This is a genomic window from Streptomyces netropsis, from assembly GCF_014203545.1.
Classification (GTDB): Bacteria; Actinomycetota; Actinomycetes; order Streptomycetales; family Streptomycetaceae; genus Streptomyces; species Streptomyces netropsis.
This window is the reverse complement of the sequence record NZ_JACHJG010000007.1, coordinates 395,432-413,431: the sequence shown is the minus strand read 5'-3', so window position 1 is coordinate 413,431 and position 18,000 is coordinate 395,432. Positions and strand designations below refer to the sequence as shown.

Sequence of the window (18,000 nt, the reverse complement as noted above, 5' to 3'; positions counted from 1 at the left end):
CGCGCCGGAGAATCCGGCAGCGTCGTCACCCTCGTCCTGCCCAACCAACGCCGCGACATGACCCGCCTCATGGCCGACGCCGGCATCACCCCGCAGTCGGCTCAGGTGCGGTCGGGTGAAGCGGAACTGAGCCGCATCACCGGTGCCCAGGCGCCTTCCGGAATCCCGGTGACCATCTCCGCGCCGGTGGCCGAGCGCTCCAAGCGCCGGGGCTCCTCCTCGCGGGGCCAGCGCAGCCGACCGGCGCAGGCGCGCCGCAGCGCCGCTTCCGCCCAGGCCCGCTCCGGCGGCTCCCACCGGACGCCTCCGGTGAGCAGCGCCGCGTAACTGCGGTCCCGCTCAGCCGCCCGTTGATCCCTCGAACACGAAGGTGTCCATTGACCCTGATTCTGGCAGAACCGATGCTGACGGACGGCACCACTTTGACGGCGGGTGACGCCATGGCCTCACCCGGCCCGCAGGTCGGTGAGGACATGGTCGTCGACCTGGCCCTGTCCGTCCTCATCGGCGCCGGGGTCCGGCACCTCCTGGTCTGGGACGAGGACGGCCGGTGCGCCGGTCTCGTCACCCGGGCCCAGCTCACCGCCCACCGCAGCGGCTCCTGGTATGCCGAAAGCACCCGCCTGCGGGACGTCGGCTACGACCGGGGCCCCTTCACCGCCTCGGACGCGCCGCTGCCCCATGCGGAACGCGCACTGCGGGCCCGGGCGCTGGACGCCTCACCCGTGATCGACGGGGACGGCTACGCCCTCGGAATCCTCGCCCTCCCGCACTGATCCGCTCCCGCACCGATCCGCTCCCGCACCGATCCCTCGTGTCCTCGGGTCGGCAGCTCTGATCGGCCCCCTCTCCTCCCCCGGAGGCAACATGCGCTGTGTCATCGCCCGCTTCCCCTTCGACCTGGTCAAAAGTGACGTGCAGGCATCGATGAAGGGCATCAAACCCGAACCCGTCACGGGTGACTCCGTGCAGATCGGCCGCCGCGCCTACCCCGTCAAGCAGGTCGGCGAAGTGATCACCAGGCAGGACCGGCGCGACTTCACCGCCGGCGAGGTGACCCGGGCGCTGACCCGCCTCGGCTTCACCTGCAACGTGGTCCCCCCGCTCGTACCGGCGCGGAAGCTCAGCCCCTTGCAGACCGCGTCCGCCCTGCTGGGAGCGCCGACCGCCGCATAACGCGCGGTCGCTCGACGAGTGCGCGGCGGCGGCTTGGGGGTAGCCGACCTTCAGGGGTAAGCGACTTCCGAAGGTGGTGGCCATGGGACGTCACAGCAACCGTTCGCAGCGGACCGGCCGCACCCGCCGGGCCTGGTACGACACGTACGCGGCGGCCTTGCGGCGCACGCCGGTCACCGCGTGGGACGACAACATCACCGACTGGGCCGCCGCGCTGACGTATTACACCGTGCTGGCCCTGTTCCCCGTCATGCTCGTCATCCTGTCGGTCTTCGGCCTCTCCCAACCGGCCTCCACCACCGGGCTGATCGACGACATCACCGACGTCGTCCCCGCCCAGAGCCGCGAACTCCTGCGCTCCACCCTGCTGGAGATGGCCGGGCAACGCTCGGCGGCCTGGCTGCTGACGACCTTCGGCGCGATCGGCGCCCTGTGGTCGGGAAGCAGCTACCTGAGCGTCTTCCGCCGTGCCGTCTACGCCATGGAACGCACCGACAGCCGCCGGCCGGTGCTGCGCACCGCGCCACGCATCGTCCTGACGGCGCTGGTCCTGGTCGTACTGCTCGTCGTCAGCGCCCTGGCGCTCGTCCTCACCGGCGGTCTCGCCCGCAAGCTCGGTCAGGTACTGAACCTCGGCAGCGGGCCGGTCATGCTCTGGGACGCCCTCCGGTGGCCCGTACTCCTGGTCATCGCCGTGACCCTGGTGCTGGTGCTCTACCGCTCCGGCCCCGCCCAGACCCGGCCCGTCCGGCGCATGGCCCCCGGCGGGGCACTGGCCGTCCTGCTGTGGCTGGCCTCCTCGGCCGGCTTCGCCCTCTACGTGTCCCACGCCGGGACCTACCCCCGCCTGTACGGCTCGCTTGCGGGGCTGGTGGTGTTCCTGGTCTGGCTGTGGATCGCCAACCTGGTGCTGCTGCTCGGGGCCCAGTTCAACGCCGAGCTGGCCAAACAGGCCGAGCACGACGCCGAACCGGGCCCCGAGAGTACGTAGAAGGCAGAGACCGTCAGGAGCCGGCGGGGATCGGCCCCGAGATCTGCTCGCTGATCCACTGGATGGGCCCGAGGCCCAGGTTCGGCGCGTAGGACGCGCCATCGTGCCTGCCGCCCTCGATCGGGCGCAGGTAGGTGTGGACCGGGCCCTTGCCGGACTGGGCCATGAAGTCCTTGACGCCCTTCATGGTCGCCGCGCCCTCCCGCGTACCGACCTGGAAGGCGAGATAGACGTCCGGACCCTTGGTGTCGATCAGCTGCTTGGCCAGCACCGAGGGGGTGTTCTCCCGCTGCTCCTTCTCGTGGCCGCGCCAGAGCAGGGAGTCCGGGACGAAGTCCGGGCCGTTCGCGATCGCGGCCTTGAACTTGTCCGGGTGCTTCAGAACGGCCTTCAGGCCCGCGAAGCCACCGGTGGAGGAGCCCATGAACGCCCAGCCGTCACGCGACTTGATCGTGCGGAAGTTGGCCTTCATCAGGTCCGGGACGTCCTCGGTCAGCCAGGTGCCCATCTTGGGCTGGCCGGGGATGTCACTGCCGTCCCAGTAGGTGCCCTTGTCGTCCGGGCCGGGGTTCAGGACCGGCATGGCCAGGAGGAAGGGCTTGCTCTTGCCTTCCTTGTACCACTTGGCCATGTTCTCCTGGAACTTGAAGCCGGCCCACCAGTAGTTGGTGCCGAAGCCGGGGCCGCCGGGCAGGGCGATCATGACGGGGAAGCCGCTCTTGGCGTACTTCGGGTCGTCCGTGTACTCCTTGGGCGCCCAGACCCAGACCTTGCCCTTGAAGCCGGACTTCTTGCCGTCCAGGGTGACGACGCTGACGTGGGTGCCGTCGTCGAGGGTCCGGGCGTTCTTGAACTTGGCCTGCGGGCCGGTCGGCATCAGGACCTTGGAGTCGACGACCTCCTGCTTTCCACCGCCGCCGGGAGCCGGCTCCTCGACCTTGCCGTAGCTGACGGGGTCGCCCTTGTCGGTGAAAGGGGGTATCTCGTAGTGCGTCATCACGGGCCAGGCGATCAGCCCGAGCGTGACTATGGACGCCACGACGATGATCCACCGCCTGGCGCGGGACCGCTGGCGGCGCCCGTGGGGCGGGTGGTGGCCAGAAGGTGAATACGTCATCCGCGTCGCTCCGCATGGTTCGGCGGCCCCCGAGGGGGCACATGACAACCTGATGTGCCCTAGGGGATGGCCGATTCGGGCCGCCGCGTTCCCGATCCACGCGGTGAAAAATTCCACAGGCATACAAACCAACCCAAACCGGTCGACTGTCGTCCAGACGGCGGTTCCTGCCCGCGCTTGCCGCCGACTGGCGGGGGCGGCGTCGATGCCGCAGGTCAGAGGGGCATCGGTGGGGTGAGTTCAGTTCACCGGCAACGTCTTGCGGGGGCGGATTCGGGTTGCGGGGCACTGGAGACCGCCGCAGGTTGAACAGGGCAGTCACCCAAGCAAGCCGAACCGATGGGAAGCGCCCAGCATGCGCATCAAGCTCGCATCCACTGCCATAGCCGCTGTCTGCGGCTCGCTCGCCCTGGGCGTCACCGCCCCGGCACTGGCCGCAGCACCGGAGCCCGGCCGCGTGACCGTGGCCGCCGCGCCGACGGCCCTGGAGGAGACCGTCTCCCTGGGGCACCGGATCGTTCGTGAAGCGCGGTCCGCGTCGCCGGACGCGGCGAAGCTCGGCGCCCTCCAGCAGCAACTGCGCGCCGCCGCCGGGAGGGCTCCGGACCCCCTCGACGAGCTCGAGCAGGCACTGGACAAGCTGTTCAAGGACGTCACGAAGATCATCGATGAGGTGGCGAGGGAGGACGCGGCAGCAACCACGCTCGCTGCCGACATGGTCGCAGCGGACCTCAAGGACTTGCCGGAGAGGCCCGCCAGGCAGGGGGTTACGGCACCGATCTCCGTACCGGTCCCGCTCCAGTGACGGCCCCCGCAAGACCGTAGCCCGGGCACCGGACCTCGCCGGACGTAACCCATGGCCCACGGGCGCTCGCATCCCTCCCACGCGCTGCCGGTGCGTGGTGTGATGGCACCGTGAGCAGCGCTACCGAAGACACCAACCGCCGCATGCTGCGGGCGCGGGACGCGATGGACCGCGCCTACGCGCAGCCGCTGGACGTCCCGGCCCTGGCCGCGATCGCCCATGTGTCGCCGGCGCACTTCACGCGCACCTTCCGGGCCACGTTCGGCGAGACCCCGCACCGCTATCTGCAACGCCGCCGCGTGGAGCGGGCGATGTTCCTGCTGCGGGAGACCGACCGCAGCGTGACGGACATCTGCTTCGAAGTCGGCTTCGGCAGCCCGGGGACGTTCAGCCGCACGTTCAGCGACATCGTCGGCCGGTCGCCGAGGACGTACCGCAAGGAGGCGACGCCCACGGGCGTGCCCACGTGCTTCACGATGGCGTGGACGCGGCCGAGCGCCTGACCGCCCGTCCCGGCCATCGGCACTGAGCAGTTTTGGATAAGTTTCCGGCCGCCCCGGCCAGTAGCGTGATGCACATGTTCAACGCCATCACGCAATCGCAGATATACGTCCTCGACCAGGACGAGGCCTTCGACTTCTACGTCAACAAGCTGGGCCTGGAGGCCGCCGCCGACATCGACATGGGCTTCATGCGCTGGCTGACCGTCAGCGTCCCCGGCCACCCCGAGCGCCAGATCCTGCTGGAGAAGCCGGGCGCACCGGCGATGTCCGAGGAAACGGCGCAGCAGGTCCGGGAGTTGGTGACCAAGGGCGCGATGGGCGGCTGGCTCATCTTCACCACGGACGACTGCCGCAAGACGTACGAGATGCTGCTGGCCCGGGGGGTCGAGTTCACCGAGGAGCCCACCGAGCGGCCCTACGGAATCGACTGCGGCCTCCGCGACCCCTTCGGCAACCGCATCCGCTTCACCCAGCCGAAGGCCTGAGACCCTAGTAGCCGATCGTGAAACGGCGCTGGACGAAGCGGGGCAGCTCCACCTCGTCGACGAGCGCGACTGCCGCGTCCTCCATGGAGATGCGGCTGCGCCCGTCGGCGTCGAGGACCAACTGGTCGCCGCCGATACGGAACCGGCCCGTTCGCTCGCCGGGGGCGATGTCCCCCGCGGGGCTGAAGTAGGTCCAGAGCCGGTTGGACAGGCGAAGGACGTTCAAGGCGTCGCGGTGTCCGCGCACCGCGGCGGCGTACCCCCTCGGCAGCCCGAGCTGATCGAGGGTCTCGTGCAGGAGCTCGTCGGAGTCGGCCGCCACGACCCCGGGCTCGAGCTCCAGGCTGCCGGCGCCGCCGATCACGATCAGCCGGGTCCGAGGGTGGCTCTCCAACGCCTTGATCAGCGCCTTCGCGGCCGTGGCGTAGACCGTGGGGTCGGCGATCGACCGCTCGACGGTGTCCATGAAGTCCCGGGCGGCGTTGCCGGGCTGGAATCCGCTGATCAGCACGTCGAGACCGGGGATGGCCGCGGTGACGCTCGCGGCGTCGAGGACGTCGATGCTCTTCCAGACGACGTTCTCCCGGTCCTCGCTGATCCGCGTGGCGTCGCGGGTGAACGCCGTGACGTGATGCCCCCGGCCGAGGGCTTCGGTGACGACGCGACTGCCGATGCCGCCCGTGGCCCCGATGACTCCGATGTGCATGACTCTCCCCTGTGCCAGCAACGGCGACGATTCACGCCGTGCGCAAACTATACGGCGTGCAGTTTCGGCACGGCAATCAGATTCTGTTGTGGGTCCGGGCGCTCCGCACGTTCCGGGGGCGGAACCGCCGGGTCGGCGGCCGTTCAGGGGGCGGTGGCCGGCTCCGTGGTCGGCTCCGTGGCGGCGGCGTCCCAGGCAGCCCGGGAGGCAGCGATGGCCGGGCGGTGGGCGATCGACCAGTCCGCCAGGGTCTTCACGAGGTGGGTGAGGCTGTGGCCCATTTCCGTCAGCTCGTACTCGACCTGGGGCGGGATCGTCGGGTACACGGTCCGCGCCACCAGCCCGTCCCGCTCCAGCCGCCGAACGGTGAGCGTGAGCATGCGCTGCGAGATGTTGCCGGGGATCGCCCGCTGCAACTCCTTGAACCGCCTGATGCCGGAGGCCAGCTCGACCACCACATAGACGGACCACTTGTCGCCGAGCCGGTCCAGCACGTCCCGCACACCGCACTCGTCCTGTGGCGTCTCGCAGACGATCACGGGTTCGTCCGGCACGGGGGTGGTTACCGCCGTGTGCCCTACTGACATCAATGTGCCTCCTTACGCGATCGGAACTCGCTCCCGATGATGGAAACACACAGCTCAGAGGGGAGATTTCAATGATTCTGGTCACCGGTGCGGGCGGCGCGCTCGGAGCGCTCATCGTCGGCGAACTGGCCGGGCGGGACGACGTCGTGCTCGGTACCCGCACGCCCCGCTCCACCGCCGAACGGCGCGTCGACTTCGACGACCCGTCCTCGCTCGACTTCACCGGCGTGGACACCTTGCTGATCGTCTCCGCCGGATACGGCGAGGACGACGTCGTCATCGCCCGCCACGACGCGGCGATATCGACGGCCGAGAAGGCGGGTGTGCGGCACGTCGTCTACACCAGCCTCAGCGGCGACGGCGACCACCTGACGTACGCCCTGGCCCACCGCTGGACCGAACGCCGCCTCGAGCGCAGCCCGCTGGCGTGGACGATCCTGCGCAACGGGCTCTACGCCGAGTTCCTCGCCGGCATCGCGGCCCCGGGCCCCGACGGGACGGTCGCGGCACCGCTGGGCGAGGGCCGCCTGGCCGCGGTGGCCCGCGCCGACCTCGCAGCGGTGGCGGCCCGGGTCGTGACCGAGCCGGAACGGCACGCGGGGCGGATGTACGAACTCGTCGGCGAGCGGGCCCTGGGCGGTGCCGAGTTGGCGGCCGCGATCGGAGGCTCGTACGAGCCCGGCTCGCTCGGCGCGGCCCGCGAGGCGATCACCGCGGCAGGCGAGGCCCTGCCCTACCAGGTGCCGATGCTGGTGAGCACGTACTCGGCGATCGCCGGGGGCTTCCTGGACGGCTCCGGGATCGAGGACAACGCCCTGCGCACGCTCCTGGGCCGCGAGCCCCGCCCGGCACTGGACGTGTACAAGGCCGCGGTCGCCGCGGCGCCGCCTGCCGCGTAGCCAAAACTTTTTCGGGCTGGGCCACTCCATCCGTCACATTCCTTCGACGGCATCCGTCAGGGCAGTGACAGCAACGTGAAAGCCCGAAGGAGACACCAATGAACGCGCGTTCGATCACCGCAGAGGTCCCCATGAGCCCGCGGCTGGCCCAGGACCCGATGGAGCTCGTTCCCGAGCTGGCCGAGGTGTCGGCGGCACTGTTCAAGGCCACCGGCAACCGCTCGGTGCCGCGCACCACGATCAGCCTGCTCCAGCTGCGCGCCGGCCAGATCGTCGGCAACACCTACCTGACCGTCCTGCATACGGGTTTCCTGCGCAAGGCCGGGGTGTCGGAAGAGCAGATCACCTCGGTGGCGTCCTGGCAGGACTCGCCCTACTTCACCCCCGCGGAGCGCGCCGCGCTGGCCCTGGTGGAAGCCGTGCTCCAGCCCTCCGCACACGGCGAGCGGGTCTCCGACGAGCTCTACGCCCAGGTCGCCGAGCACTACGACCCCAAGGCGCTCGCGACCCTGACGATCGCGATCGGTCAGGTCAACTTCTTCATCTCCATCGCCCTCATAGCCAAGCCCGTCCCCGGCCGGTCCTTCACGGACCCGTGGAACTGAGCCCGACCGGGTGAGGCGCGCGCCGGGAGCGGACTTGAGCTAATCGACACGGCGTCACATGGACCGGCGGCGCGCTGCACGCCGGACACGCGAAAGGGGTGCTCCCGGAATCGGGGCACCCCTTCTCACCTGGCCGGACGGCCACACGGCGGAGGCTGAGGGATTTGAACCCTCGGTGACATCGCTGCCACGACGGTTTTCAAGACCGTTCCCTTAGGCCGCTCGGGCAAGCCTCCCCACGCCACCTGTTGGGCGGCGCGGTGGACAGCCTACCGGGTCGGCGAATCCGCCGTGCGGCCCTGGTCGAGGGGTGGGACCGGCAGACGTTCCGGCCGTTGTCAGGCGGGCCGACGCGCCGCCGTCCCGCACGTTGTCGCGCCGTCCGCTGACGATCAGCGCTTGCCGTGCCCCTCTGGCGGTGCGGGAGGCTTTCCGGTCACCCTGCCCACGAGCGTGCGGCCGACGCACCGTCAGGGTGTGCGGGTCTTCGCGTAGTGGCGGGAGGCCTTGGCGCGGTTGCCGCAGGCCGCCATCGAGCACCAGCGGCGGGTGCCGTTTCGCGAGGTGTCGAAGAAGTGCAGGATGCACGCCTCGTGCGCGCAGCGGCGGATCCGGTCGGGGGCCGCGCGCAGGAGGTCCAGGTAGTCGCGTGCGGCGGTCCAGGCCGCGCCCCAGGTGGGGTCCTCGAACTCGGGCTCCTCGCCGGGGCCCTCGGCGGTCAGGGTGGCGCGGATCCGGCCGTGTTCGAGGACGGCGTCGACGCGCTCGATGCCTGCCGGGTCGCCGGGGCCGTCAACGGCCGCCGCGAGGGCCTCGCGGGCCAGGAGCAGGTGTTCCAGCGACGCCTGATCGGCGGGGAAGCGGCCGTCGAGGCCGTTGCTCGCGAGCCAGATGCGCAGCCCTTCGGGGCCGGTGAGCAGGTCCTGGCGTTCGCCGTCGCGCATCCACCGGGTGTTCAGCAGGTCCAGCGAGACGGGCTCTCCGGTCAGGGGGCGGGGGTCGAGCGGGCGCATCCCTGGCTCCTTGTCCTGTCCATCGCAGCGTCCTGTCTAACCACTCAAGGGTACGTGGTCGGTTGCCTTGGGGATTTCTAACCTTTAAAGTCGCATTCACCAGTTAGATCGCCGCACAGCTCTCCCGTCCCCGGAGGTTCCACGTCATGACCGCCATCGTTCTCGTCCACGGCCTGTGGGCCGACGGCTCCGCCTGGAGCGAGACCATCGCCGAACTTCGCGCACTCGGGCACGAGCCGGTCGCCGCCCAGCTCCCCCTGGAATCACTGGAAGGCGACGTCGCGGCCGTGCGCCGGCTCCTGTCCACCGTCGACGGCCCCGTGCTGCTGGTGGGCTGGTCCTACGGCGGCGCGGTGATCACCAATGCGGCCGTCGGCCAGGACCACGTCAAGGCCCTGTCCTACATCGCGGCCTTCGCCCCCGAGGAGGGCGAGTCGGTCCGGGACATCGCGCACCGCCGCCCGGGAAGCCTGCTCCCCCAGCACCTCAAGGTCACCGAGGACGGCTACTCCTACATCGACCGGCCCGCCTACGGGACGGTCGTCGCCGCCGACGCCGACGCCGAACGCACCGCGCTCGCCGGGGCCGTGCAGAAGTTCCCGCGCCTGGGCATCGACGCCGCCCCGTCCGGCGCCCCGGCCTGGCGCGACGCGCCCTCGCACTACCTGATCGCGACACAGGACCGTGCGCTGCCCGCCGCCACCCAGCGCGAAATGGCCGACCGCACGGGCGCGCGGGCCACCGAATGGGACACCGGCCACGGCCCCATGTACGCCCGCCCCAAGGAGCTGGCCGCCTACCTGGACGGCCTCACGCAAGGCCTGTGAACGCCCAAGGACTGCCCGCCGGACCGGAGCCGGCTTGCGGACGCCATCGGCGATTTTCGTTACCCGCAGCATGGTGACCGCAGTGGAACGGATCGTGCCGGATCTTTATCTACCCCGTTGCGCACCCCCGCGCGGTGCGTCCGGGCGATGAAGTCCGGTACGGGGTCCGGCAGAAAGTTTCCTGAACCATGGGAATGACAAGTACCAGCGTCGTGGTGTTGGCCGTGCTCGGCACAGTGCTGTTATTCGCTGTCACCGTCTGGTGCTGGCCACGCCTCGCGCGGCAGGGCTGGAGGCCGGTCCTGGGCCGGGTGGGGCTGGTCTGCGCGATTCAGGCGCTGCTGTTTTCCTCGGTGGGCCTCGCCGTGAACAGGGAAATGCTCATCTACGGCTCCTGGGACGAACTGTTCGGCTGGGAGAAGGGCGTGGACTTCGACGGGAAGTCGGCCGGCGGCTCGGGCGTGCAGCTGATCGGGAAACAGAAGCCCGATGTACCGGGTGCCGCAAAGCCCAACATCAGCGGCGAGATACAGAAAATCAATGTGCAGGGAGAGCGGTCCAGGATCGCCACCCCGGCCTATGTCTATCTGCCGCCGGAGTACTTCCAGAAGGGAAACGAGAAGAAGACGTTTCCCGCCGCGGTGGTACTGACCGGCTTCCCGGGGACCGCCGAGAACCTGCTCAAGGGGCTGCGGTACCCGAAGACGGCCTGGACGCAGGTCAAGCAGAAGAAGATGCAGCCGATGATCCTGGTCATGATGCGGCCCACCGTCGCGCCGCCGCGCAACACCCAGTGCGTCGACATCCCCGGCGGCCCGCAGACGGAGACGTTCTTCGCCAAGGACCTGACGAAGGCGCTCTCCGGCACCTACCGCACCGGCACCAAGCCGCGTAACTGGGGCTTCATCGGTGACTCCACCGGCGGCTACTGCGCACTGAAGATCGGCCTTCAGCATCCGGAGACCTACGCGGCCAGCGTGGGCCTCTCGGCCGACTACAAGCCCGAGGTAGACAAGGACTCCGGCGACCTCTTCCACGGGAACAAGCGCGAGGAGAAGCGGTCCGACCTGCTGTGGAGCCTGGACCACCTGCCGCAGGGCAACTCGTCCTTCCTGGTCACCACGTCCAAGCAGGGAGAGTCCAACTTCAAGGCCACCCAGCGGTTCATCGCGAAGGTGAAGGCCCCCGCACGCGTCTCGTCGATCACGCTCGACAACGGCGGCCACAACTTCAAGACCTGGAACCGGGAGATACCGCCCTCCCTGAGGTGGCTCAGCAGCCGGCTCTCCGCGGAGTGAGTGATGCCTCCCCGCGCCGCCCTCGGCCGGCGCGGGGAGGCACAGCGCGTCAGTTGTCGCCGTCGCGCTCGCCCAGTGTGATCTCCACCGTGGACGACTTGCCGTCGCGGGTGTAGGTGAGCTGGACCTTGTCGCCGGGCTTGTGGGTCCAGATCTCGCTGATCAGGGTCGGGCCGCTGTCGATCGTCGTGTCGTCGAGCTTGGTGATCACGTCGCCCGGCTTGAGGCCCGCCTTGTCGGCCGGGCCGCCGGGGGTGACGGCCGGGGTGTTCTTGGCACCGCTGGGGGCGATCTTGGCGCCCGCGCCGGTGTCCTTCATGTTCACCGTGGCGGCGATGACCGGGTAGACCGGCTTGCCCGTCTTGATGAGCGTGTCCGCGACGTTCTTGGCCTGGTTGATCGGGATCGCGAAGCCCAGACCGATGCTGCCGGACTGCTGCTGACCACCACCGAAACCGCCACCGGAACCGGCGGACTGGATGGCGGAGTTGATGCCGATCACCGCGCCCTGGGCGTTGAGCAGCGGACCGCCGGAGTTGCCCGGGTTGATCGAGGCGTCCGTCTGGAGCGCGCTCATGTACGACGCGTTTCCGCTGCCGCCGCCGTCACTGGAGGCCACCGGGCGCTTCTTGGCACTCACGATGCCCGTGGTGACCGTGCCGGACAGACCGAAGGGCGCGCCGATCGCGACCGTCGCGTCGCCCACCGCGGCCCGCTCGGAGTCACCGAGGGGCAGCGGCTTGAGGGTGCCCGCGGGGGCGTCCTTCAGCTTGAGGACCGCGACGTCGTAGCCCTGGGCGCGGCCGATCACCTCGGCGTCGTACTTCTTGCCGTTCGAGAACGTGGCGCGGAGCTTGCCGCCCTCGGCCGCCGACGCGACGACGTGGTTGTTGGTGAGGATGTGGCCTTCCTTGTCGTACACGAAGCCGGTGCCCGTGCCGCCCTCGCCATTGCTGCTCTGCGCCTCGATGGTGACGACGCTCGGCAGGGCCTTGCTCGCGATGGCCGCCACGGAACCCGGCGAGCGGCTCTCCACCTTGGGGTCGCCGGAGGCCGAGACCGTCGTCGAGTCACCCGTCTCGTTGCGGTCGGCCGCCCAGTAGCCGATGCCGCCGCCGACACCGCCCGCGACGAGCGCCGCCGCGAGCACGGCCGCCACGATGCCGCCGGAGCGCTTGCGCGCCGGCGGGGGCGGCGGGGCGCCCCACGCCATTCCCGGGCCCACGGGCCCGGCGCCACCGGCTCCGCCGTACGGCTGCTGCGGCGCGCCGCCACCGCCGTACCAGCCGCCACCGCCCTGACCCGCGGCTCCCGCTTCCGCGTACATGGGATGCGGGTGCGCCTGCGGCTGCTGCTGGGGGTGCGCCTGGGGCGCGGGGGTCTGGTGCGCGGGGGTCTGGTGCGCGGGGGTCTGGTGCGCGGGTGCCGCCATCGGCGCCGCCGCCGGTGCGGACGACGGGCCCGTCATCGGCTTCGGGTCGACGGCCGGAAGCTGCGACGTCTCCTCGGCAGCCGGAAGCTGGGCGGTCTGCTCCACGGGCGGGAGCTGCGTCGTCTGCTCGGCCGCCGCGGGCTGTTCCGCATCGGCGGGGGCCGCGTCCCGCACCGGCTCCGCCGCGGGCGGCTCCGTCGGAACGGGCGGAACCGGAGGAGCCTCGGGAGCCGCCGGAATGGGGCGCTCCGCTTCGGCGGTCGGCGTCGAAGACTCCACACCCCGCCCAGCCGCAGGCGGAACGGCGGCGCCCTCGTTCTCGGTGCTCACAGCTGTCTCCTCAATCAACTACAGAAAGTTTTCCGCTAACAGCTTTTCCCATGGCACGTCAGACCGCCGTAAGCGGAGACTGTGCCCGCGCCCATCGTCCTTTACTCCGGACAAATTGGACTGCATGCGCGATTGTGCCAGGCGGTGGCACGATAACGCGGTGACCCATGCGCACCCGGCCCGGGACTTTCCCCCCGAGCGCCAGCCCCCCGCCGTCATCGCCCACCGAGGGGCCTCCGAAGACGCCCCGGAACACACCCTGGCCGCCTACCGCAAAGCGATCGAGGACGGCGCCGACGCGCTGGAGTGCGATGTGCGGCTGACCGCCGACGGGCATCTCGTCTGCGTCCACGACCGCCGCGTCAATCGCACCTCCAACGGGCGCGGGGCCGTCTCCGCCATGGAGCTGTCCGACCTCTCGGCCCTCGACTTCGGGTCCTGGAAGGGCCAGGCCGCCGATTCCGAGGCCCCCGACCGCGACAGCACGTCCGTCCTCACCCTCGAGCGCCTCCTCGAACTCGTCGCCGACGCAGGTCGTCCGGTCGAGCTGGCCATCGAGACCAAGCACCCGACCCGTTGGGCGGGCCAGGTCGAGGAGCGGCTGCTCGACCTCCTCGGCCGCTTCGGACTCGCCGCCCCGCCCGTGGGGCAACCCTCGCCCGTACGGGTGATGAGCTTCTCGGCCCGGTCCCTGCACCGGGTGCGGGCGGCGGCGCCCGCCATTCCGACCGTCTATCTGATGCAGTTCGTCTCGCCCCGCCATCGTGACGGGCGACTGCCCCCGGGGGTGCGCATCGCGGGCCCGAGCATCCGGATCATCCGCAACAACCCCGGCTACGTGGCGCGGCTGCACCGCGCCGGCCACCAGGTGCACGTCTGGACCGTGAACGAACAGGCCGATGTCGAGCTGTGCGCCCGGCTCGGAGTCGACGCGGTGATCACAAACCGGCCCAAGGAGGTGCTTTCCCAACTCGGCCGCCCCTAGTGCCCATTACATGGAGTGCACCGGCGCGTTCGATGCGTATTCGGCCGCCACAAGTGCCTCACCCCGTCCAGGATGGCCGGTTTCCGGTCCAGGCCATTGGGGCATCCATCCCCTGACGTGGGGCAAAGGAGGTCTCGGGGGTGGCGTTGATGGTGGCACAGGAGGTGGCCACGTCGTCGATCATGGCCGTACCCCATGGTCCCGCCGGCGTGGGTGAGGCGAGACACCGGATGCGGAAGGACCTGCGCGTCAGCGGGGTGCCGGATTCGGTCATCGACGACGCGGTGCTGATCCTTTCGGAGTTGCTCAGCAACGCGTACCGGCACGGACGACCGCTGAGCCTGTCGAAGGGCGAATGCGACGGAGCGGAGAACGGCGGCATACGCGCCGCCTGGCACATGGACAGGCGCGGCCGGCTGACCGTCGAGGTCACGGACGGCGGCGGACCGACCCGACCGTTTCCGGCCACTCCTTCGGTGACCGCGCGCGGCGGCCGGGGGTTGAACATCATCAGCGCGATCTCCCAGGACTGGGGCGTCCGGGACGCCGGTGGATCCGGCGAGGTGACCGTCTGGGCCGCGCTTGCGCTCTCCGCGCGTGATGACTTCACCCCTGTGCGGGCCCCCCTCGACCCCGAGCTCGCTTTCTCCGACATCGACGGTCTGACGTAGAAATGCGACGCGCGTAGACGGTGTCGGCCGTTCAGTCCAGGTCGACACGGCCCCCAGCGCCGCTGACCGACGGTCACAGCCCTCTTCAGCCACGCGGCATCCGCACGAGCGGGCCGGCACGGTCCGTCCGCGGGCCGACCGGTCGGGTCCGGGAGGCCCGACCCGGCCGGCTCCGCGCCAGCGAGCCCGCAGCCGTTCCGTGCGAGCGACTCGCGTCCCACGCACCCCGGGACGAGGACCGCCGACGCGGCGGACCGCGCCACCGTCCGGTTCGGCCGTGAGGGCTTCGCAGGGCGCAAGCCGTCGGGGGCGCGCCACCCCGCGCGAGCGGACCCGCGCCACCGGTCCGGTTCGACCGTGGCGGCCCCGCCGACCACCGGCCCGCCGGGGCGGAAGACCACATCGGGACCACTTCGCGAAGTGAACGACGCCAGGCGGAGCCACGCACCCGCAGTCGCCCCGCGCGAGCGGACCCGCGCCACGTGAGCGGCCCCGCATGACGCGAGTCACCCCGCGCTAGGCTCGCGCCCGTACGAGCCGGCCCGTACGAGCCGGTAGGACCGATACGGGAGATACGCACGCCATGGCCAAGAAGCGCCGCCCTCAGACCAAGGCCGCCACGCCGCAGGCAGGCGACGGCACCATCCCCGTCGTCGGTGCCCGTGAGCCCTGCCCCTGCGGGTCGGGCCGTCGTTACAAGGCCTGCCACGGGCGCGAGGCCTCGCACGCCGTCGTCGAGCTGGTGCAGCGGCCCTTCGAGGGGCTGCCCGGGGAGGCCGACTGGGTCGCGCTGCGCGAGCTGGTGCCCGCCGCGACCGTGGAGCTCAAGCTCAAGGGCGGGCTGCCCGAGGGCGTGCCGTCGGTGACGCTGGCCACCGTGCTGCCGATGGCGTGGCCCGCGCTGCGCCGCGACAACGGCGCCGTGCTGCTGGGGCTGCAGAACGACACCCCGACCGGCGACCTGAGCCGCGACCTCGCCGCCACGCTCCAGCGCGCCCTGGAGGCCGCCCCCGGCAGCCCCGTCGCCGCCGAGCGCACCGGGGCCGAGGGCCCGCGCCTGCAGGACCTGCTGGACCCGGAGGGCCCGTTCGAGCCCGCCGTCCACACGGGCTTCGAGTTCTGGGTCGAGAACGCCGAGAACGCCACCGGTGACGTCGCCGCGTCGCTGGAGCGGGCCAACGCCGCCGCGATCCCCACCGTCCGGCTGTCCGGGGTCGACGCCGCGTACTGGTGCGAGGTTCCGGACAAGAACCACCTGCGCTGGGTCATGACCGTCCCGGAGGAGAAGCTGCTCGACGCCCTCGCCCGGCTGCACGTCGCGGGCGCGACCTCGCTCGGTGAGGGCACCCGCCTGGTCGGGTCGTTCCGCGCGCACGGGCTGATCGTCCCCGTCTGGGACCTGCCGAGCGAGATGGGCGCCCAGGACGTCGAGAAGCCGGCGGCGGCCTTCGCGGAGCGGCTGGCCGAGGCGCTCGCCGACGAGTCGCCGCTGACCGCCGAGGAGCGGCGGGCGCGCGGCGGGCTCACCAGCCGTCAGGTGACCTTGAACTGACGACTTAGGGGCACGGAAGCCGGTAGCCCGGCGGCGCCTGCCGGAAGCCCTGCCCGCGCCTGCCGACGGCCCCGGTGAACCCACCGGGGCCGTCGGCGGTTCCCACGAACGGCCGACGGTCCCCCAGCGGGCCCGGTGATTCCCACCGGAAGCCCCGGACGCCCCCACGGGGCGCCCGGCGGCGCCTGGCGAAAGCCCCGGACTCCCCCACCGGGGAAGCCGGTGGCCTCCACCCGTGCGCCCCGGGCGTCGCTAGTGGGAACCCCGTTGACTCTCTCCGGAAGCCCGACGGTCGCCACCGGAAGTTGCGGCGGTACCTGGCGGAAGCCCCGGCCGTCCCCACCGGGGGGGCCGGTGGCCTCCACCGGGGAGCCCCGGGCGTCCCTGTTGATTCCCTCTGGAAGCCCGGTGGTCGCCGCCGGGAGTTGCGGCGATACCTGCCGAAGCCCCGGACTCCCCACCGGACGCCCGGCGGCGCCTGGCGAAAGCCCCGGACTCCCCAACGGGAAGCCCGGCCATCCCACCGGAAGCCCGGTGGTCGCCGCCGGGAGTTGCGGCCATGCCCGCCGGAGGCACCCGCCGTCCCCGCCGGAGGCCCCAGCCGTCCGCACCGAGGACCCCGCCGAGCCCCCGGCAGGGTCCCGGCAGGGGCCCGTAAACGCTTCCGGAGGGCGTCATTCACGTGACTCCTGTCACAACTCCCGCTGCCAGCCCGGAAATCGGCGTCCGGAAATCCGCGATCGAATTTGCGAACCGCCGATCTCTTGTTACGGTTCTAGGAGCCCGGTCGCTGGTGCATCCCCCGTCGCCAGCGACCGGGCGTTTCCATGCCCGGAATCCGGCCCGCCGATCGGCCGGCTCCGCGGCCCGGCCGTCGAACGGCCGCACTGCGTCCCACGTGCCTGTTCACACGGCCTGCCACGACGCCTTCCAGCCCCGCGAGGGTCCCCGCCGCAGCCACGGCACGGCCATGGCGCGCCCGTACGGACGCGGCCCGCTAATCCTCCTCGGACACCGGCGAGTTGCTCCCGGACCGGAGCATGAGGTTCCCCTTCGTCGAAGCGATCTCCGCGACCGCCGTATACGAGCCATGTCCCCGAACCGTGGGTTCGCGGGGCGTCTCGCAGGCGTCGGGATCATCGGAGGCGCTCAGCCGACAGTGCACCTGGACCGTCCGGCCGTCCGGGGCCATGAGGGTCAGCACGGCCGTCAGGGGCTCGCCCGTGGCGTTGCGGTAGTACGTGCGCGCCCAGGTCTCGCTCCCCTGCGTCAGGACGCAGGTCTGGGCCTCGGCGCCCTCGGGCGAGGAGAGTTCGGGGCCGCACTGGGCGGAGCTGCGGGCCGGGAGGATCGCCACCCCTTCGTCGGGGTCGGCCGACGGTCCGCCCCCCGGGCGCCCGTTCTGCGGCTTGGCGTCGGCGTTCTCCGGAACCACGGCACTCCCGGCGGCCTCATTGGCCCCATGAGCCCCGTTGGCCTCAGCGGCCGCTCCCGGCACGAGGGGCTCCTCCGCCTCGCCCGCACCGCGCGCCGCGTCCCTGGACGTGCCGCGGGCCCCGTCCCGGGTCATGTCCTGGGTCTTGTCCGGGCCCTGCGCGCCCGCGCTGCCCGCCGGGCCCGCCGTCGCTGCGGCCAGGGGCAGGACGACGGCCAGGGCCACCGCGCTCGCGAGCGCGACCATCCGCAGATTCGCCGCCCGTTGCTGAGCCGCGCTGGACTCTCCGGGCAGACGGGACGCACGCTCCATGGGACCACCTGCAACTCGCCGCGGACGCTGGATCGCGGGGGCGGATTCGACCCACACCCCCGCCGGACCGACGGCGCCCGGCACGGCATCCGACGCAGGCCCTCACCCGCAAGATAGCGGGCACCGTAGGGCCCGCAGGGCGATCGCGCGGCCGTTCCTGTGGTTCTTCCGTCGGCTTTCACTCCAAGGAGTGAGAGCGCGTGCGTCTCCCGTCCGTACGCGCTCTCGTCCGCCTTGCAGGATCCGCCTCGACCGGCCTGCCCAAGAGGGC

The 18,000-nt window shown here is 71.2% G+C and carries 18 protein-coding genes, 1 tRNA gene and 2 pseudogenes; 14 read left to right on the top strand and 7 right to left on the bottom strand.

Features of this window, described 5'->3' with window-relative positions; genetic code table 11:
* The 4 genes and pseudogenes from FHS38_RS19420 to FHS38_RS19405 all read left to right on the top strand — a co-directional run.
* A pseudogene (locus tag FHS38_RS19420) lies at positions 1-327 on the top strand (DEAD/DEAH box helicase); the annotation flags it as partial.
* Positions 328-377: 50 nt separating this feature from the next.
* On the top strand, positions 378-776 hold the full coding sequence (locus FHS38_RS19415) for a CBS domain-containing protein (RefSeq protein WP_229822880.1): 399 nt from the start codon (positions 378-380) through the stop codon (positions 774-776).
* Between the two features lie 91 nt (positions 777-867).
* Positions 868-1,176, top strand: coding sequence for an SCO5918 family protein (locus tag FHS38_RS19410; RefSeq protein WP_184735022.1), 309 nt, complete (start codon positions 868-870; stop codon positions 1,174-1,176).
* Positions 1,177-1,258: 82 nt separating this feature from the next.
* On the top strand, positions 1,259-2,167 hold the full coding sequence (locus FHS38_RS19405) for a YihY/virulence factor BrkB family protein (protein WP_184735020.1): 909 nt from the start codon (positions 1,259-1,261) through the stop codon (positions 2,165-2,167).
* 13 nt (positions 2,168-2,180) lie between these two features.
* On the opposite strand, the gene FHS38_RS19400 is transcribed toward FHS38_RS19405, so the two are convergent.
* Positions 2,181-3,206, bottom strand: a complete 1,026-nt coding sequence (locus FHS38_RS19400) for an alpha/beta hydrolase (RefSeq protein WP_373301870.1) — start codon at positions 3,204-3,206, stop codon at positions 2,181-2,183.
* Between the two features lie 433 nt (positions 3,207-3,639).
* Here FHS38_RS19400 and FHS38_RS19395 point away from each other — a divergent pair, with 433 nt between their 5' ends.
* From FHS38_RS19395 to FHS38_RS19385, 3 genes are all read left to right on the top strand, one after another.
* Positions 3,640-4,089: a hypothetical protein gene (locus FHS38_RS19395; RefSeq protein WP_184735016.1), complete on the top strand. Its 450-nt coding sequence runs from the start codon at positions 3,640-3,642 to the stop codon at positions 4,087-4,089.
* A 143-nt stretch (positions 4,090-4,232) separates the two neighbouring features.
* The gene (locus FHS38_RS19390) at positions 4,233-4,592 is read left to right on the top strand and encodes a helix-turn-helix domain-containing protein (RefSeq protein ID WP_221495178.1); all 360 of its coding nucleotides are present in this window, start codon (positions 4,233-4,235) and stop codon (positions 4,590-4,592) included.
* A 74-nt stretch (positions 4,593-4,666) separates the two neighbouring features.
* A complete protein-coding gene (locus FHS38_RS19385; RefSeq protein ID WP_184735012.1) occupies positions 4,667-5,077 on the top strand; it encodes a VOC family protein in 411 nt (136 codons plus the stop codon).
* A gap of 4 nt (positions 5,078-5,081) precedes the next feature.
* Here the strand turns inward: FHS38_RS19385 and FHS38_RS19380 are convergent, their stop codons facing one another.
* Entirely contained in the window at positions 5,082-5,783 is a 702-nt protein-coding gene (locus tag FHS38_RS19380) for an NAD(P)-dependent oxidoreductase (RefSeq protein ID WP_184735010.1), read from the bottom strand.
* Between the two features lie 143 nt (positions 5,784-5,926).
* Positions 5,927-6,370, bottom strand: a complete 444-nt coding sequence (locus tag FHS38_RS19375; RefSeq protein WP_184735008.1) for a winged helix-turn-helix transcriptional regulator — start codon at positions 6,368-6,370, stop codon at positions 5,927-5,929.
* A 71-nt stretch (positions 6,371-6,441) separates the two neighbouring features.
* On the opposite strand from FHS38_RS19375, the gene FHS38_RS19370 reads away from it, so the two are divergent.
* Entirely contained in the window at positions 6,442-7,269 is an 828-nt protein-coding gene (locus tag FHS38_RS19370; RefSeq protein WP_184735006.1) for an NAD(P)H-binding protein, read from the top strand.
* Positions 7,270-7,367: 98 nt separating this feature from the next.
* The gene (locus tag FHS38_RS19365) at positions 7,368-7,874 is read left to right on the top strand and encodes a carboxymuconolactone decarboxylase family protein (protein ID WP_184735004.1); all 507 of its coding nucleotides are present in this window, start codon (positions 7,368-7,370) and stop codon (positions 7,872-7,874) included.
* Positions 7,875-8,023: 149 nt separating this feature from the next.
* Here the strand turns inward: FHS38_RS19365 and FHS38_RS19360 are convergent.
* A tRNA-Ser gene (locus FHS38_RS19360) sits at positions 8,024-8,110 on the bottom strand.
* A 234-nt stretch (positions 8,111-8,344) separates the two neighbouring features.
* Positions 8,345-8,887 carry a CGNR zinc finger domain-containing protein gene (locus tag FHS38_RS19355; protein ID WP_184735002.1) on the bottom strand — a complete coding sequence of 181 codons (543 nt, stop codon included), beginning with the start codon at positions 8,885-8,887 and terminating at the stop codon, positions 8,345-8,347.
* A 146-nt stretch (positions 8,888-9,033) separates the two neighbouring features.
* Here FHS38_RS19355 and FHS38_RS19350 point away from each other — a divergent pair, with 146 nt between their 5' ends.
* Together FHS38_RS19350 and FHS38_RS19345 are read left to right on the top strand one after the other, a co-directional pair.
* Positions 9,034-9,714 (top strand): alpha/beta fold hydrolase, encoded by a 681-nt coding sequence (locus FHS38_RS19350; RefSeq protein WP_184735000.1) that lies wholly within the window; start codon positions 9,034-9,036, stop codon positions 9,712-9,714.
* A gap of 188 nt (positions 9,715-9,902) precedes the next feature.
* Complete coding sequence (locus tag FHS38_RS19345; protein ID WP_184734998.1) at positions 9,903-11,012, top strand: alpha/beta hydrolase; 1,110 nt, start codon at positions 9,903-9,905, stop codon at positions 11,010-11,012.
* A 49-nt stretch (positions 11,013-11,061) separates the two neighbouring features.
* On the opposite strand, the gene FHS38_RS19340 is transcribed toward FHS38_RS19345, so the two are convergent.
* On the bottom strand, positions 11,062-12,774 hold the full coding sequence (locus tag FHS38_RS19340; protein WP_184734997.1) for a S1C family serine protease: 1,713 nt from the start codon (positions 12,772-12,774) through the stop codon (positions 11,062-11,064).
* Between the two features lie 160 nt (positions 12,775-12,934).
* Here FHS38_RS19340 and FHS38_RS19335 point away from each other — a divergent pair, with 160 nt between their 5' ends.
* The 3 genes and pseudogenes from FHS38_RS19335 to FHS38_RS19325 all read left to right on the top strand — a co-directional run bounded on the left by FHS38_RS19335 (position 12,935) and on the right by FHS38_RS19325 (position 15,982).
* Entirely contained in the window at positions 12,935-13,759 is an 825-nt protein-coding gene (locus FHS38_RS19335; protein WP_229822879.1) for a glycerophosphodiester phosphodiesterase, read from the top strand.
* A gap of 32 nt (positions 13,760-13,791) precedes the next feature.
* Positions 13,792-14,430: pseudogene (locus tag FHS38_RS19330) on the top strand (ATP-binding protein).
* A gap of 583 nt (positions 14,431-15,013) precedes the next feature.
* Entirely contained in the window at positions 15,014-15,982 is a 969-nt protein-coding gene (locus FHS38_RS19325; protein WP_184734993.1) for a DUF5926 family protein, read from the top strand.
* A 997-nt stretch (positions 15,983-16,979) separates the two neighbouring features.
* Here FHS38_RS19325 and FHS38_RS19320 read toward each other — a convergent pair.
* Positions 16,980-17,729: a hypothetical protein gene (locus tag FHS38_RS19320; protein ID WP_308433631.1), complete on the bottom strand. Its 750-nt coding sequence runs from the start codon at positions 17,727-17,729 to the stop codon at positions 16,980-16,982.
* Between the last annotated feature and the right edge of the window lie 271 nt (positions 17,730-18,000).